Below are 15,792 nucleotides of genomic sequence, written 5' to 3' on the forward strand. Positions count from 1 at the left end.
CTGGTTCGCTCGCTACGCTCGTTCACTCTTCCGCTCCGTAGGTCGCGGCGTGCAGGGTGTCGATGGCGGCCCGGTCGGGCAGCGCGGTGGACGCGCCGGGGCGTTGGGCGCAGGCCGCCCCGGCGGCGCAGGCCCAGCGCAGGACGGCCGGCGCGGTGGCGGCGGTGAGTGCGCCGCCGCATTCGGCGAGGGCGACCGCGAGGGCACCGGTGAACGCGTCGCCGGCCGCGGTGGTGTCGACCGCCTCGATCGCCGGCGCGGGCACCTGCAGGCGGGTACCGTGCCGGTCGGCGTAGGCGGCACCCCGGGCGCCGAGGGTCAGCACCACCCGGGGTACCAGGGCCACCAGCGCGTCGAGCAGGGCGGCGGGCTCGTCGATGAACATCCCGGCGACGACGGCCGCCTCGTGTTCGTTCACCACCAGCACGTCGACGAGGTCGAGCAGCTCCTCGGGGAGCGGGCGGGCCGGGGCGGCGTTGAGCACCACGGTGGTGGCGTCGGCGCGGGCCCGGTCGGCGGCCTGGGTGACGGCCGCCAGCGGCACCTCGAGCTGGAGCAGCAGCACGTCGGCCGCGCCCACCGCCGCCCGGTCGGCGGGGTGCAGGTCGGTCAGGGTGGCGTTGGCGCCGGGCGCGACGACGATGCAGTTCTCCGCGGCGTGGTCGACGGCGATCAGCGCGACGCCCGAGGGCCCGTCGACGGTGCGCAGGCCGCGCACGTCCACGCCCGCGGCGGTCAGGTTGTCCCGCAGCTGCGCCCCGAAGTCGTCGGCGCCGACCGCGCCGACGAAGGCGCAGTCCGCGCCGGCCCGGGCGGCGGCGACCGCCTGGTTGGCGCCCTTGCCGCCGGGCACGGTGCGGAAGCCGTCACCGAGCACCGTCTCACCGGGCCTGGGCAACTGCGGTGCGGTCACCACCAGATCCAGGTTGGCGCTGCCCACCACGACCACCCGCGGGCTCACGCCGCCGCTCCGCTTCGCTCCGCGGCGGCGCGAGGCGCCCCGCTACTGAGCCTGATGGTTCGCTCGCTCCGCTCGCTCACGGCGCACTCCGGTGGGCCAGGGCGAGCGTCCGGCCGGCCAGCTCGTCGAAGCGGACGCCGTCGAAGCCGGCGATGCTGCTGGCCAGGCGGTTGCGCAGCGGGTCGACCCAGCGCCCGGGCAGGGCGGACGCGCCGGTGAGCGCCCCGGTGACCGCCCCGACGGTGGCGCCGGTGGAGTCGGTGTCCCAGCCGCCGGAGACCACGGCGCAGATGGACCGTTCCAGGTCGCCGCGCCCGTACGCGAGGGCCGCGGCGACCAGGGCGGCGTTGTTGCGGACGTGCACCCAGTGCAGGTGCCCGTGCCGGGCGTAGAGGGTGTCCACAATGTGCTCCCAGTCGTCGGTGCCCGCGCCGAGGGCGCGTGCCTCCCGGATCGCGGCGGTGAACCGGCTGTCCGGGGGCAGCACGGACTCGCCCGCGTCCAGCACCTCGTCGACGCTGGTGGCGACCGGTGCCGCCGCGGCGAGGGCGGCCACCCAGATCGCCCCGTACGCGCCGGCCCGGACGTGGCTGACGGCGGCGTCCCGCCAGGCCGCCTCGGCGGCGCGGTCGGGGCGGCCGGGGTTGGTCCAGCCGTACACGTCGGTGCGGATCTGGGCGCCGATCCACTCCCGGAACGGGTTGTGCCGGCGGGCGGTCCGCGGCGGGGTGAGGCCGAGCAGCAGGTTGCGGTAGGCGACCCGTTCGGCGGTGAAGACCCGCCCGGCGGGCAGCCAGTCCAGCCAGGCCTGCGCCACGTCGGCGCTGGTGAAGTCCGGCCCGTACGTCTCCAGGATGCGCAGCGCGAGCAGCGCGAAGTTGAGGTCGTCGTCCTCGGGCATGCCGGCGATGTTCTCGGCCAGGCTGGTGGGGGCGCTGCGCCGGTTCCACGGCCAGCGGGCGGCGACGTCGGCTGGCAGCCCCTGCGCGGTGAACCACCCGCGCAGGGGCCACCGGCCGGTGGCGGAGAGGATCTCCCGGATCCCGTGACGGGGGATCTTCTCCACCGGCTTGCCGAGCAGGCAGCCGGCGGCCCTGCCGAGCCAGGCGCCGTGCAGCCGGTCCCGCTCGACCGTGGTTGGCAGGTGCCAGGCGCTCGGCCAGGTCGCGCGGACCGCGTCGAGGTCGTCGGGCTCGTGCGCGGTGTCCGGTCCGGGCCGCGCGTCGGCGGCGTCGAGCAGGTCGACGGCGAGGGCGCGCAGCCGCGGCGACGCCGGCACGGGCGAGGCGCCGCTGACCGGGGCGGTGACGTCACCACCGGCCGCCGCCCACCGGTCGGCGAGGTCGGTGACGTCGCGGCCCTCGTCGCGGCTCGCGGCCAGCTCGTGCGGCAGCAGGTCCTCCGGCTGCACCCAGGTCAGCCGGAGCCCGTCGCTCATGCCAGACCGCCGAAGCGTTCGGCGCGGCGGGCGAACCGCTCCCGGTCGCGGTCGAAGACCTCGGTGGCCACCTGGGCGAGGACCCGGGCGGGCTCGACCAGGTCGGTGCGGGACGCGGAGGCGACCGCCTGCGACCACTCGGCCGGCACGGCCGCGGCGCCGCCGAGGGCCCCGGCGATCGCACCGGCCATGGTGGCGGTGGAGTCGGCGTCGCGGCCGTAGTTGACCGCACCCAGCACCGCCGCCCGGTAGTCGCCGCCGGCCACCACCAGCATGCCCAGCGCCACCGGCAGTTCCTCGATGGCGTGCAGCCGGCTGGGCCGGCGGGCGCCCAGGCCCGGGTTGCGGTACTCCTCCCCCACCGTGTCGTAGGGCGCGACGGCGGCGCGCAGCGCGGGGATGGCCGCCTTCCAGTCGTCGTACCCGCGGGCCTCCTTGACCACCGCGTCGACGGCGGCGCGGGTGCCGTCGCGGGCCAGGTCGAGGGCCGCGGCGATCACGTCGTCGACGCCCGCGCTGGGTGCCGCGGCGGCGGCGACCGCGGCGGCGAAGACCGCCGCGGCCTCCCGCCCGTAGCTGTGCTGGTGTGCCCCGGTGAGCTCCACCGCCTCGGCGTACGCCCCGGGCGGGTCGCCTGCGTTGACGATGCCGACCGGGGCCACGTACATGGCGGCGCCGCAGTTGACGATGTTGCCCACGCCGGCCTCGCGGGGGTCGGCGTGCGCGTGGTGCAGGCGGGTGACCAGCCACCGTTCGGCCGCGGCCAGCCGGTGGAAGGTCACCCCCTCCCGCTCCAGGTCCGGGAGGTACACCACCCGCTCGATCAGGTCGGGGACGAGCAGTTCCGCCACGTCGTACGCGTCGAGGTGGTCCCGTTTGGCCGCGTACGCGCGGACCAGGGCGTGGGTCATCAGTGTGTCGTCGGTGATGTGCCCGTCGCCCTTGTGGTACGGCGCGAGTGGCCGCGCGGTGGCCCAGTCGGCGTGGTACGGGGGCACGATCCCCTCGACCCAGCCGCCGAAGCGGGCGCGGATCTGCTCCGGCAGGGCTGTCTCGGTGGCCCCGCCGAGGGCGTCGCCCACCGCGGCGCCGACGAGGCAGCCGACCGACTTGTCGAGCAAGAGTGACATGGTTACCTCAGCACCTGCTTGCCCCCGTCGACCAGCTGCGTGCCGAGCTGGTCCAGGGTGATCTTGTTGGCGAAGTACTGCTGCAGCGCCGGGGTGGCGTACTTGGTCTTCCACTCCGGGTAGCCGTCGACCTTCTGGAACGGCGCGACGGTCAGGTCGGCGGCGCTGTCCGCGGCGACGTCCCAGCCCTGCTTGCCGCCGGTGGCCTTGACCAGCTCCTGGTTGGCCTGCTTGCCGGTGGGCACCAGCCAGTCGCCCTTGGCGAGGGTGGCCATGTTGGTGGGGTTGAGGAACCACTCCAGGAACTGCGCGGCCTGCTTCTTGTGCTTGCTGTCCTCGGAGATGGACAGCGTCTGCGGGTTGGCGGCCTGCTTGCTGGACAGCCCCTTGATCGGCGGGAGGGTCACCCACTCGAAGCCGGCGGGGGCCTGCTCGACCATCTGCTGGCGCAGCGAGACCGAGCCGGGGAGCATGGCGTACTTGCCGCCGAAGAAGCCGGGCAGGGTGTCCGCGCCGCTCATGCCGAGCGCCTCTGGGGAGGCGGACTTGGCGGTGTAGAGCATGTCGTGGATCCGCTTGGGCACCTCCTTCTCCGGGTCGCCGACCTTGACCTCGGTCTTGCCGCCGTCGGTGTAGAAGAACTTGCCGTCGTAGTTCAACGCCAGGTTCATCACCCGGTTGGTCGGCGACTTCAGCGCCCAGGCCACGCCGTACTGGCCGGGCTTGGTGAGCTTCTGCGCGTTGGCCTGGAACTCGTCCCAGGTCCAGCCGCCGTCGGCCGGCGGGACGGTGACGCCGGCGGCGTCGAGCAGCTTCTTGTTGGCGATGACGACCTGCGACTCCAGCAGGAACGGCACTCCGGTGACCTTGCCGTCGAACGTGACGGTGTCCCAGACGCCCTGGTCGATCTGGCCCTTGAAGTCGTCGCTGAGCAGCTTCGAGACGTCGGTCAGGTAGCCCTGCTTGGTGAACTCGCCGATGGCGGAGGCCTCGTAGTGCACGATGTCGGCGGCGTCGCCGCCCTCGAACGAGGTGACCAACTGGTCGTGGATCGAGTTCCAGTCGCCCTGGACGTACTCGACCTGGATGTCCGCGTGTTCGCTGTTCCACTTGGCGACCAGGTCCTTGTTGGCCTGCAGCGACTCCTTCTGCCAGGCCAGGCTGAGGAAGCGCAGCTTGACCGGGCCGGACGACGCCTTGTCCTCGCCGCCGCCGTCACCGCAGGCGGTGAGGGCGCCGAGGCCGACGACCGCGACCGCGGTGGCCGCGGCGAGCCGACGGAATCTGCTTCGGAGCATGGGGGGGGGTTCCTCCTTGGTGTTGGGTGGGGGGATGGGGTTCAGCCCTTGACCGCGCCGGCGAGCGACCCGGACGAGAGCCGGCGTTGCATGAACGCGAAGAAGATCAGGCTGGGCAGGGTGGCGAGCAGGGATCCGGCCGCGAGGGGCCCAAGCCGGGCGGTGCCCTCGATGCCGACGAACCGGGCCAGGGCGACCGGCAGGGTCGCCAGCTCGGGCGTCTTGACCAGCACCAGGGCGAAGAAGAACTCGTTCCAGGCGGAGATGAAGGAGAACAGCGCGGTCGCCACGATGCCCGGCGCGAGCAGCGGGAAGACCACCCGGCGCAGCACCTGGAGCCGGCTGGCGCCGTCGACGGCGGCCGCTTCCTCCAGGTCGCGGGGGATGTTGCGGACGAAGCCCTGCAGCATCCACAGGGCGAACGGCAGCGCCCAGACCACGTAGATCAGCACCAGCCCGGCGTGCGTGTTGGCCAGCCCGACCTGCCGCAGGATCAGGAAGATCGGGATGATCAGCAGGACGAATGGGAAGAGCTGCGACAGCAGCACCCAGCCGAGCGCGACGGTGCCGAGCCTCGTGCGGAACCGGGCGAGGGCGTACGAGGCGGGCAGCGCGACCAGCACGGTGAGCAGGGCCGAGGCGAGCGATACCTGGAGGCTGTTCAGCGCGGCCCGGCCGAGTTGCTGCTCGGTGAAGGCCTGCACGAAGTTCTGCACGGTCGGGTTGCTGGGGATCAGCGTGGGGTGCAGCTGGACCAGTTCCCGGGGCGGCTTGAACGCGGTGGAGAGCAGCCAGACCAGCGGGAACCCGAGGAAGATCAGGTAGCCGGTCAGCGCGAGATATTGCAGCGTGCGCCCGGTGCGGCTCGGCTTTCCGAACATGTCAGTTCGCCTCCCTCAACCGGCGACGCAGATAGACGGCGAGCAGCGCGACGATGATCACGACCATGACGTTGCCGAGGGCGGCGGCGTATCCGTAGTTGCCGTAGCGGAACGCCTCCTCGTAGGCGAAGAGCATCGGTAGCATCGTCTTGCCGCCCGGCCCGCCCGCGGTGAGCACGTAGACCAGGCCGAACGAGTTGAAGTTCCAGATGAAGTCCAGCGAGGTGATCGCCACGATCACCGGCGCGATGGCGGGCAGGGTGACGTTGCGGAAGCGGTGCCAGGTGCTGGCGCCGTCGACCGCGGCCGCCTCGTGCAGCTCGCGCGGCACACCCTGCAACCCCGCCAGGAGTACGACGGTGGTCTGCGGCATGCCGGCCCAGACCCCCACCAGGATCACCGCGGGTAGCGCGGTGCTGAAGTCGCCGAGCCAGTTGGTGCGCAGCCCGTCGGCGCCGATGCGGTGGAAGAACTCGTTCAGCAGGCCGGCGTCCGGGTGGTAGACGAGCTTCCACAGGATGCCGACCACCACCGGCGGCATCGCCCACGGCACCACGGACAGCACCCGGGCCACGCCGCGGAAGCGCAGCTGCTGGTTGAGCAGCAGGGCCAGGCCGAGGGCGAGCAGGAACTGCAGCACGGTCACGCCGACCGCCCAGAGCAGGCCGATCTTGAAGGAGTTCCAGAACAGCTCGTCGCCGAGCAGGTCGCGGTAGTTGGCCAGCCCGGTGAAGCTGATCTCGACGTGGCGTCCGGCGCGGGCGTCGGTGAAGCCGAGGTAGATGCCGCGCAGCAGCGGGAACACCGACAGCACCACGATTGGCAGCAGCGACGGGAGCAGCAGCAGGTAGATGCCCATCCGGTCGGACCGGGACCGGGCCACCCGCGGCCCGTCGGCGGGGGCGACGTCGGGCCGTTCGGCCAGGGTGGTCATGCCGTCACCTCCGGGGTACGCGGTGCGGGCAGAGTTACGTCGGTCGCGGGCCCGGTGGCGCTGGAGGCGCGGACGGCGAGGCTGGGCGCGACCTGTTCCCGCCGCGGCGGCAGGGCCGGGTCGGCAATGCGTTGCAGCAGCAGCTCGGCGGCGCGCCGACCACGTTCGGCGGAGCCGAGGGAGACGCTGGACAGCTGCGGGAACATCATCCGGGCCAGCTCGGTGTCGTCCATGCCGACCAGCGCGACGTCCTGCGGGACGCGGTGGCCGGCGGCCAGCAGGGCGTGCAGCGCGCCGACGGCGATCAGGTCGTTGGCGCAGACCAGCGCGTCGGGGCGGGCCCGAGCGAGCAGCCGTTCGGTGGCGGCGCGGCCGGCGGCGTACCGGAAGTCGCCGACCTCGACGAGGCGCTCGTCGAGGTCGATGCCGTGGGCGGCCAGGGCGGCCCGGAAGCCGGCGTCGCGGGCGGCGCCGGGGACGGTGTCGAGCGGGCCGTTGACGAACCCGATCCGCCGCCGCCCGGCCGCGACCAGGTGGTCGACCGCCAGCCCCACGCCGGTACGCGAGTCGGTGCGCACGTTGTCCACCGGCGCGTCGGCGCCGAGCTGGCCGACCACGACCACCGGTACGGGGCTGTCGACCAGCGCGGCGAGGTGGTCGTCGGTGACCCGGATCGGCGAGACGATCATCCCGTCGACGTAGCGGTGGGCGAGCCGGCGCAGCAGCGCGGTCTCGTTGGCGATCTGCCCGCCGGTGGCGTGCACCAGCAGTTGCCGGCCGGAGGCGGCGACCACCGACTCGATGGCCCGCATCATCTCGACGTAGACCGGGTTGCCGATGTCCTCGACGGCGAGCGCGACCAGGCCGGTGCGCTGCGACTGAAGCGAGCGGCCGATGGCGTTGGGCACGTAGCCGACCTCGGCCGCCGCCTCGCGCACCTTGCGGACGGTCTCCGGGCTGCCGCCGACGCCGTTGAGCACGCGGGAGGCGGACGCGATGGAGACACCGGCGCGGGCGGCGACGGTGTGGACGGTGGGCCGGCCGTCGGCCGACTCCTGTAAACGTTTACGACCCACGCCCCGCACCTCCACCTGTCTGCTGTAAACGTTTCCGGGAGTCTGCGCCGAGCCGGCGATCAGGTCAAGGGCTCGTTACGAAAACGTTTCCAACCGGGGCCGACCGGCCCGTGGCCCGGCACGGCGATCGCCCCCGGCCACGGCGCTGCTCCTGCTCACCGCCGGCTGCGGGCGACCGGCAACCGCCCGGGCGACCCATGCGACATCGCCCCGCCCGAGTTGACCATTCTGGGCCACATTCGACCCTCCATCCGGGACACAGATCGATTCTCGCCCCCGCCACCCCCTAGCGCTGCGCGCATTCGTGGCAATATCCTCCGTCTCACGCGCGGCTCTTGAAGTTCCTTTTCATGCCCTGGTCCTTGCCCGGCCGCGGAGGAGACGACATGCACTTCAACCACCCTGAGCTGGACCGCCGCACCCTGCTGCGGGCCGGATTCGGCGCCGCCGCGGTCGCGGTCGTCGGGAGCGAGCTCGCCTTCCCGGCCGCCGCGCAGGCCGCGCCCGGCGCGAACCTCGACTGGATCATCAGCTGCGACGAGTGGGGCGCACGCCCCCCGGCGGACCCGCTGTCGATCAGCGCCATCGCCACCAACAAGATCATCGTGCACCACATGGCGTTCCCGAACAGCACAGACTACTCCGAGGAGCACGCCAAGCAGCTGGCCCGCGACTGCCAGGACCTGCACATGGACGGCAACGGGTGGTCGGACACCGGGCAGCACTTCACGGTCAGCCGGGGCGGGCACGTCCTGGAGGGCCGGCACGGCAGCCTGGAGCGGCTCCAGGCCGGCGACCGGCAGATGATCTCGGCGCACTGCCCCGGCGAGAACGGCCGGGCCATCGGCATCGAGAACGAGGGCACGTACGTCACCGACACGCCGCCGCGGGAACTGCTCGACTCGCTGGTCAAGCTCTGCACCACCATCTGCCAGCAGTACGGCCTGCACGCGCACGACATCTTCGGCCACTGGGACTTCCGGGCCACGCTGTGCCCCGGCGCGATGTTCTACCGGGAGTTCCCCACCCTGCGCCGCCGGGTCTTCGCCGAGCTCGGCACCAACCTTGCCGACGTGCCGGCCCGCCGGTGGCCGGACATCTGGCGGTTCGTCGGCGGCCCGGTGGTCCGCGTCGCCCAGTACCTGCTCACCTTCCGCGGCTACACCGTCCCGGTCAACGGCGTCTTCAACGCAGCCACCGTCGCCGCCGTGCAGGACTGGCAGGCCCGCAACGGCATCCCGGTCGACATCGACGCCACCCTCACCGCGCCGACCTGGGAGACCCTGGCGCCCGAGCTGGACAAGGACGCGACCGGAATCCCGGTCACCGCGGTGCAGTTCATGCTCAACTCCAAGGGCTACGCCGACGTGGCGATCACCGGCGAGTACGACTACGTGACCAAGAAGGCCCTCAAGGACCTGCAGCACCTGCACGGTCTGGACCCGAACGGCAAGGTCAGCACCACCACCTGGTGTGCGCTGGTGGGGGGTGTGGTGCGGCAGTCCTTCCAGCAGGACTGACGTACCGGCGGGGAGAGCGGTGGGGGTGGCAACGGTGCCACCCCCACCGCGTCCGTTTCGGTACGACTCGCCCAGCACACGTCATTGTCCCTGCCGCACCCGGCTGCGACGATGACCCTCGTCAAGGACGAAGGAGGGTCGCACAATGGCGTCTCGGCTCAACCCGTACCTCAGCTTCCGCGACAACGCGCGGCAGGCCATGGAGTTCTATCAGAACGTGTTCGGCGGCAACCTGACGCTGAGCACCTTCGGCGAGGCCGGCAACCCGGATCCGGCGGTGGCCAACCAGGTCATGCACGCCATGCTGGAGACCGACCGGGGGTTCACCCTGATGGCCTCCGACACCCCGCCGGAGATGGAATACAGCCCCGGCAACAACATCTCGATCAGCGTGAGCGGCGACGACGCCGACGAGCTGCGCGGCTACTGGAAGCAGCTCGCCGAAGGCGGCACGGTCTCGGTGCCGCTGGAGAAGCAGATGTGGGGCGACGAGTTCGGCATGTGCGTGGACCGGTTCGGCATCGGCTGGATGGTCAACATCGCCCAGCGGCAGGCCTGACCCGGGCAACGGCCGCGACGCGCGGGCCGGCGCGCCTGAGGAACCTCGGGCGCTGAGGTCCGGCAGGAGCGGCCGGTCGTGCGCCCCGGCAGGACGGCCCGAATACGATCATCAGGTGGCCGGCGTCGACGACATCCCCCGCGACCGGGCGGGACGATGACCGGCGCGGCGACAGGTGGCGGCACGGTGCCGATCGGGCCGACCCTGGTGGTCGCCCTCACCGGGCTCACCCTGGCCGGTGCCGTGGTGCTGCGGCTGTCCGGGCTCGGCCGGGCGCGGGCCGTGCTGGGCGCGGCGGGCCGGGCCACCATCCAGCTCGGTGCCGTCTCGCTGATCATCGTCGCGGTGCTGCGGGCATGGTGGAGCACCGCCGCGTTCATCCTGCTCATGTACGTGGTCGCCAGCGTCACCGCGGGACGGCGCATCGGGCCGGCCGTCCCGCGCCGGGTCGCGCCGCTGGCCATCGCGGTCGGGGTGGTGCCGAGTCTCGCCGTACTCCTGGCCAGTCGGGCCCTGCCCGCGACGCCGCTGGTGGTGCTGCCGACGGCCGGCATCCTGATCGGCGGGGCGATGACCGCGGCGAGCCTGGCCGGCCGGCGGACCCTCGACGAGCTGCGCACCCGGCACGGCGAGTACGAGGCGGGGCTGGCCCTGGGGCTGCTCCCCCGCGACGCCGCGCTGGAGATCTGCCGGCCGGCCGCCGGGCAGGCTCTCATCCCGGCGCTGGACCAGACCCGCACGGTCGGGCTGGTCACCCTGCCGGGCGCGTTCGTCGGTGTGCTGCTCGGCGGGGCGGGCCCGCTCCAGGCCGGGGCGACCCAGCTGCTCATCCTGATCACCCTGCTCGCCGTGGAGGCGGTGGCGATCGCCCTCGCCGTGGAGTTGCTCGTCCGCCACCAGGCGCGGATCCAGCCCTGAGCCCGGCGGGCACGTGTACCGGCCGTCCGACCGGGTACAGGCGTGCCCGATGACCAGGGTGCGCAACCTCCGCGTCCGGCCCGACCTGCTCTACGTGGCGAGTGGGTGGAGCACGCTGGTCACCGACGTGCGTTGCCGGGTCACCGGAACCGACCCGCAGGGATTCTTCGCCCGCAACACCCGGGTGCTCAGCGTCGAGCAGGTCACGGTCGACGGCCGGGAGCCGATCCCGTTCAGCGCGGCGAACGTGCTGGGCAGCTCCCAGCTGTCGTACGCCGCGTTGGGTGACGGGGAAGAGCTGCCGTCCCGGGCTGCCTACCTGCTGACCGAACGGTTCGTCGGTGCGGGGCTGCGGACCAGGCTGACCGTGGTCAGCTACGCTCAGCAGCCGCTGCGGCTGGCGCTGGCGATCCGGGTCGAGGCGGACTTCGCCGACAGCGTCGAGGCCGAGACGGGCCGCCGGCTGCAGACCGGCGATGTCGGTACGGACTGGGACGCCGCGGCGCAGGAGCTCCGCCTGACCTACCTGCGCGACGACATCGACCGTGCGGTCGCCGTCGCGGTGCGCGCCGACACCCCCGTTCGGTACGCCGACGGCGCGTTCGCGGTCGAGGTCGAGGTGTCGCCGCGCGGCGCCGCCCGGGTGGACCTGATCGTGGAGCCGATCTTCGACGGCGCGCGCCTGCCCGCGCCCCCGGCCAGCTTCGCCGGTGGCACCGACGCGGCCGCCCGGGCCCGAGGCCTGCTGGTCAGCGAATTCGCCGGGTTGACCAGCAGCAACTTCGACATCACGGCGGCCTGGCGGAACGCGGTGGAGGAACTGGCCGTGCTGCCGCTCGGCGAACCAGCCGGGCCGACCGCGCCGATGGCCGGGCTGCCCATGTACCAGGAGATCTTCGGCCGGGACACGATGACCGCCTCCTGGCAGGCGCTGCTGGCCGGGCCGACGATGCTGGCCGACAGTCTGCGGCTCAACGCCCAGCACCTCGGGCAGCGATTCGACGACTGGCGGGACGAGGAACCCGGCAAGCCGCTGCACGAGGCCCGCCGGGGCCCGGTCTCGGTGCTCGGCCTGGACCCGTACACCGCCTACTACGGCGACTGGTCCACCGCCCCGGACTTCCTGGTCTTCCTCGGGCAGTACCTGGCCTGGACCGGCGACCTGGACACGGTGCGGGACCTGCTGCCGACCGCCCGGCAGGCCCTGAACTGGATCGAACGGTATGGGGATCCCGACGGCGACGGCTTCCTCGAGTACCACCACCGCTCCCGGGGCGGCCTGAAGAACCAGGGGTGGAAGGACTCGGACACCGCCATCGTCGACGAGGACGGGCAGGTGGTGCCCAACCCGATCGCGACCAGCGAACTGCAGGGCTACTGGTACGCCGCGCTGCGCCACGCCGCCGTGGTGTTCACCGTGGCCGGCCACCCGGCCCGGGGCGCCGCGCTGCTGGCCCGGGCCCGTGCCCTACGGCGGCGCTTCCACGTCGCGTACTGGCTGCCGGACCGGGGCTGCTACGCGATGGCGCTCGGGCCGGACCGGCGGCCGGTGCGGTCGACCAACTCCAACGACGGGCACCTGCTCACCACCGGCATCGTCCCGGCCCGGGCCGCCGCCCGGGTGGTCGACCGGCTGTTCGCGCCCGACATGTTCAGCGGTTGGGGGGTCCGGACGTTGTCGGCGGAGCATCCGGCGTACAACCCGTTCAGCTACCACCGGGGCAGTGTCTGGCCGGTGGAGGCCGGGACCATCGGGCTCGGGCTGGCCCGGTACGGGTGCTGGGAGCACCTGCACCGGTTGGCCGAGGGGATGTTCGCCGCGGCGGCGCTGTTCGAGGAGCACCGCCTGCCCGAGGCGCTCAGCGGCCTGCCCCGAGACGCCGACCATCCGCACCCCGGCGTGTACCCGAACTCCTGCGCTCCGCAGGCGTGGTCGGCCAGCGCGATCGTGGCGCTGGTGCAGGCGCTGCTGGCGCTGCGCCCGGTCGCGCCCCTGCGGACGATCATCGTGGACCCGCACCTGCCCGACTGGCTGCCGGACCTGCGGCTGGAGGGCGTACAGGTGGGGGGCGCCACCGTCGACCTGACCGTGCGCCGCCGGCGCGGCGGACGGACCTCGATCAGCGCGCGCGGGGACCGGCTGGCGGTGATCCGGCGTCCCCCGCGGCAGGCGGTCTCCCGCCGTGGGCGGCGGGCCTGAGCGGTCGAGCGGGTGGGCCGGCACGTGTAGTCCGGCGGTGGCGGGGAAAGCGCCCTCACCTGAACAGACAGGAGGGTTGGCATGGAGAGTCGCGCCAAGGCGATGGGGCACGGGATCCACCCCATCCTGATCGTGTTCCCGCTGGGCCTGCTCGCCACTTCGGTGATCTTCGACATCCTGTACCTGATCACCGACCGGGCGGGTTTCCAGATCTCCGCGGCGTACACGATCGCCGCGGGTGTCATCGGCGGCCTGATCGCCGGGGTGTTCGGCCTGGTCGACTGGCTGTCCATCCCCGCCGGCACCCGCGCGAAGCGGGTCGGCGCGGTCCACGGCCTCGGCAACGTGGTGGTGCTGCTGCTGTTCGCGGCGAGCTGGTTCCTGCGGCTGTCCGCGACGAACTGGGAACCCCCTGCGGCGGCTCTGGGCTGCAGCTTCGTCGGCATCGTGCTGGCCGGCTTCACGGGCTGGCTCGGCGGTGAGCTGGTCGAGCGGCTCGGCGTCGGCGTCAGCGACCAGGCGGGGGTGAACGCGCCGAGTTCGCTGTCGCGCGGCGCCGCCGGCCGGCCCCACACGCGGGGCGCCTGACGGACCGCGGCGACGAGGGGGGTACGCGCATGCGGGCGATCACGCTGGTCGCGGAGGGAGGGAAACCCGCCCTCCGCGACCTGCCCCAGCCCAGCCCCGGCCCCGGTGAGGTGCTCGTGCGGGTCCGGGCGTCCTCGGTCAACGGCTTCGACAAGAAGGCGGCGGCCGGGATGATGAAGGGCGGGCTCGAGTACCGGTACCCGGTCGTGCTCGGCAAGGACTTCGCCGGCGAGGTCGCCGGGCTCGGCGACGGGGTGACCCGCTTCCGCGTCGGCGACCCGGTGTTCGGCGTGGTGATGCGGTCCTACCTGGGCGACGGCTCGTGGGCCGAGCACGTGGCGGTCGGCGAACAGTTCGGCATCACCCGCCTTCCCGCAGGTCTCGACCCGTCGACCGCCGGGGCGCTCGGGCTGGCCGGCGCCACCGCGGTCGACGTGGTGAACGCCGTCGCACCCGGTCAGGGAGACACCGTCCTGGTCGCCGGCGCGACCGGCGGCGTCGGCGCGCTCGCCGTCCAGTACGCCACCGCGGCCGGCGCGCGGGTCGTCGCCACCGCCCGCGCCGGCGCCGCCACGGACTTCGTTCGGAAGCTGGGCGCCGCCGAGGTGGTGGACTACACCGGCGACCTGAGTGCCCAGGTCCGCGCGGTAGCCCCGGACGGGGTGTCCGCGGTGGTACACCTGGCCGGTGACGGCATGGAACTCGCCGGGCTGCTCGCCTTCGAGGGGCGCCTCGCCTCGACCATCGGCTTCGGCCCCGACCAGCATCCGGCCGCCACGTCGATCATGGGCAGCCCGAGCCCCGAGACACTCGACCGGCTCGCCGGCGACCTCGCGGCCGGTCGGCTGCACGTGCCGGTCACCCGTCGCTACGATCTGGCCGAGGTACCCAAAGCACTCGGCGACTTCGCGGGCGCACTGGGCAAGCTCGCGATCACCGTCTCCTGACCGACGCACGACCAACGGCCGGCGGCCGCCCTGGACCGGGGCGGCCGCCGGTCTGTCGCACGTGTCCCTGCCGTCTGACACTGCTCTCGGAGCTGGTGGAACCGCCCGAACGGCGGTGTCCACGATGGTCGTCGCGGCGCTACCGTACGCCCTGGTTACCCGACGCGGATCATCCGCTGGAGAGAGGACCGGGGCATGGACGGCAGAACACGTTTCCGACTGACCCGGCTGGTCACCGCCGCCGCCGTCGTGGCGGCCAGCCTGGGGCTTCTCCCAGCGCCGGCGCAGGCGGAGGCCGGGCCCAAGGTGACGGTGCTGACCCGCAACCTCTATCTCGGCGGCGACCTCACTCCGTCGATGACCGCGCCGACCCTGCCTGCGTTCCTGGCCGCCAACGCGGCCCTGCTCAGCCACGTCGACCGGATGGACTTCCCCGCCCGGGCGCGGCTGGTCGCCGCGGAGATCCGCGAGCGCAAGCCCGACCTGGTCGGCCTGCAGGAGGTGGCGCTGTGGCGCACGGGGCCGCTCGGCGATCCGGCGCCGGCCACCACGCTCCGGTACGACTACCTGGCCCTGCTGATGTCCGAGCTGGCCGGCTCCGGCCACCGGTACGACGTGGCGGTGGTGCAGAACGAGGCGGACCTGGAGGCCCCGGCGGGGGCGCCGCACAACGTGGACGCCCGGCTCACCATGCGCGACGTGATCCTGGTGCGGCACGGCGGCCGGGTGAAGGTGACCGGGACGTCGTCGGGGAACTTCGTGCACAATCTGGTGACCCCGCTCCCGCCGGTCGGTGGCAGCGCCACCAGCACCCGCGGCTGGACGGCGGTGGACGTGGCGCAGGGCAGCCGGACCTACCGGTTCGTCAACACCCACCTGGAGGCGTTCCACCCGGGCGTCCGGGTGCTGCAGGCGCAGGAGCTGCTGCAGGGACCGCTGCGCACCACCGGCCGGCTGATCCTCGTCGGGGATCTCAACACCGGGCCGGAACTGCCCGATCCGAACAACCGGCTCGCGTACTTCACGCTGGTGGGCGGCGGCATGATCGACACCTGGCCGGTCCTGCACCCCGGAGACCCCGGGTACACCTCGGGGCTGGGCGACGATCTGAACCAGCCGGCCGGCGACGTCGAGCACCGGATCGACATGGTTCTGGTCAAGGGCGCGGTCGTGCCGGTGCGCAGCGAGGTCTTCGGCACCGAGCGGCAGACCCCGGACGGCCGGTGGGCGTCGGACCATCTGGGGCACGCCGCGGTGCTCGCGCTGCCGTGACCGGTCCCCGCCGCTGAGCCGACCCGGGCGCCGCCGCGGTGCCCGGGCCGGCGCTGAGTTGACCTGTTTT

General features: G+C 73.1%; 14 protein-coding genes. 7 read left to right on the forward strand and 7 right to left on the reverse strand.

Annotated elements, in window-relative coordinates:
* Nucleotides 1-22 precede the first annotated feature (22 nt).
* From ABZ783_RS20240 to ABZ783_RS20270, 7 genes are all read right to left on the reverse strand, one after another.
* Entirely contained in the window at nucleotides 23-961 is a 939-nt protein-coding gene (locus ABZ783_RS20240) for a ribokinase (protein WP_357440364.1), read from the reverse strand.
* A gap of 76 nt (nucleotides 962-1,037) precedes the next feature.
* Complete coding sequence (locus ABZ783_RS20245; protein ID WP_357440366.1) at nucleotides 1,038-2,399, reverse strand: ADP-ribosylglycohydrolase family protein; 1,362 nt, start codon at nucleotides 2,397-2,399, stop codon at nucleotides 1,038-1,040.
* Complete coding sequence (locus ABZ783_RS20250; RefSeq protein ID WP_357440369.1) at nucleotides 2,396-3,529, reverse strand: ADP-ribosylglycohydrolase family protein; 1,134 nt, start codon at nucleotides 3,527-3,529, stop codon at nucleotides 2,396-2,398. The genes ABZ783_RS20245 and ABZ783_RS20250 overlap by 4 nt, the downstream gene beginning before the upstream one ends.
* A 2-nt stretch (nucleotides 3,530-3,531) precedes the next feature.
* Nucleotides 3,532-4,827, reverse strand: a complete 1,296-nt coding sequence (locus ABZ783_RS20255) for a sugar ABC transporter substrate-binding protein (RefSeq protein WP_357440372.1) — start codon at nucleotides 4,825-4,827, stop codon at nucleotides 3,532-3,534.
* Between the two features lie 41 nt (nucleotides 4,828-4,868).
* Nucleotides 4,869-5,708: a carbohydrate ABC transporter permease gene (locus tag ABZ783_RS20260; RefSeq protein WP_357440375.1), complete on the reverse strand. Its 840-nt coding sequence runs from the start codon at nucleotides 5,706-5,708 to the stop codon at nucleotides 4,869-4,871.
* 1 nt (nucleotide 5,709) lies between these two features.
* Nucleotides 5,710-6,642 carry a sugar ABC transporter permease gene (locus ABZ783_RS20265; protein WP_357440378.1) on the reverse strand — a complete coding sequence of 311 codons (933 nt, stop codon included), beginning with the start codon at nucleotides 6,640-6,642 and terminating at the stop codon, nucleotides 5,710-5,712.
* Nucleotides 6,639-7,718, reverse strand: a complete 1,080-nt coding sequence (locus ABZ783_RS20270; RefSeq protein WP_357440380.1) for a LacI family DNA-binding transcriptional regulator — start codon at nucleotides 7,716-7,718, stop codon at nucleotides 6,639-6,641. Before ABZ783_RS20270 ends, ABZ783_RS20265 begins: the two co-directional genes overlap by 4 nt.
* Before the next feature lie 386 nt (nucleotides 7,719-8,104).
* Here ABZ783_RS20270 and ABZ783_RS20275 point away from each other — a divergent pair, with 386 nt between their 5' ends.
* From ABZ783_RS20275 to ABZ783_RS20305, 7 genes are all read left to right on the forward strand, one after another.
* A complete protein-coding gene (locus ABZ783_RS20275) occupies nucleotides 8,105-9,238 on the forward strand; it encodes an N-acetylmuramoyl-L-alanine amidase (protein WP_357440383.1) in 1,134 nt (377 codons plus the stop codon).
* 145 nt (nucleotides 9,239-9,383) lie between these two features.
* On the forward strand, nucleotides 9,384-9,797 hold the full coding sequence (locus tag ABZ783_RS20280; RefSeq protein ID WP_357440386.1) for a VOC family protein: 414 nt from the start codon (nucleotides 9,384-9,386) through the stop codon (nucleotides 9,795-9,797).
* 186 nt (nucleotides 9,798-9,983) lie between these two features.
* Nucleotides 9,984-10,715 carry an ABC transporter permease gene (locus ABZ783_RS20285; protein WP_357440388.1) on the forward strand — a complete coding sequence of 244 codons (732 nt, stop codon included), beginning with the start codon at nucleotides 9,984-9,986 and terminating at the stop codon, nucleotides 10,713-10,715.
* A gap of 49 nt (nucleotides 10,716-10,764) precedes the next feature.
* On the forward strand, nucleotides 10,765-12,915 hold the full coding sequence (locus ABZ783_RS20290) for a glycogen debranching N-terminal domain-containing protein (RefSeq protein WP_357440391.1): 2,151 nt from the start codon (nucleotides 10,765-10,767) through the stop codon (nucleotides 12,913-12,915).
* Nucleotides 12,916-12,996: 81 nt separating this feature from the next.
* Entirely contained in the window at nucleotides 12,997-13,503 is a 507-nt protein-coding gene (locus ABZ783_RS20295) for a DUF2231 domain-containing protein (protein WP_073838742.1), read from the forward strand.
* 29 nt (nucleotides 13,504-13,532) lie between these two features.
* Entirely contained in the window at nucleotides 13,533-14,450 is a 918-nt protein-coding gene (locus tag ABZ783_RS20300) for an NADP-dependent oxidoreductase (RefSeq protein ID WP_357440395.1), read from the forward strand.
* A 195-nt stretch (nucleotides 14,451-14,645) separates the two neighbouring features.
* Nucleotides 14,646-15,722, forward strand: a complete 1,077-nt coding sequence (locus tag ABZ783_RS20305; protein ID WP_357440397.1) for an endonuclease/exonuclease/phosphatase family protein — start codon at nucleotides 14,646-14,648, stop codon at nucleotides 15,720-15,722.
* The last annotated feature ends 70 nt before the right edge of the window (nucleotides 15,723-15,792 follow it).

Origin of the sequence: Micromonospora sp. NPDC047738 (assembly GCF_040642675.1) — a bacterium.
In the GTDB taxonomy this organism is placed as follows: Bacteria; Actinomycetota; Actinomycetes; order Mycobacteriales; family Micromonosporaceae; genus Micromonospora.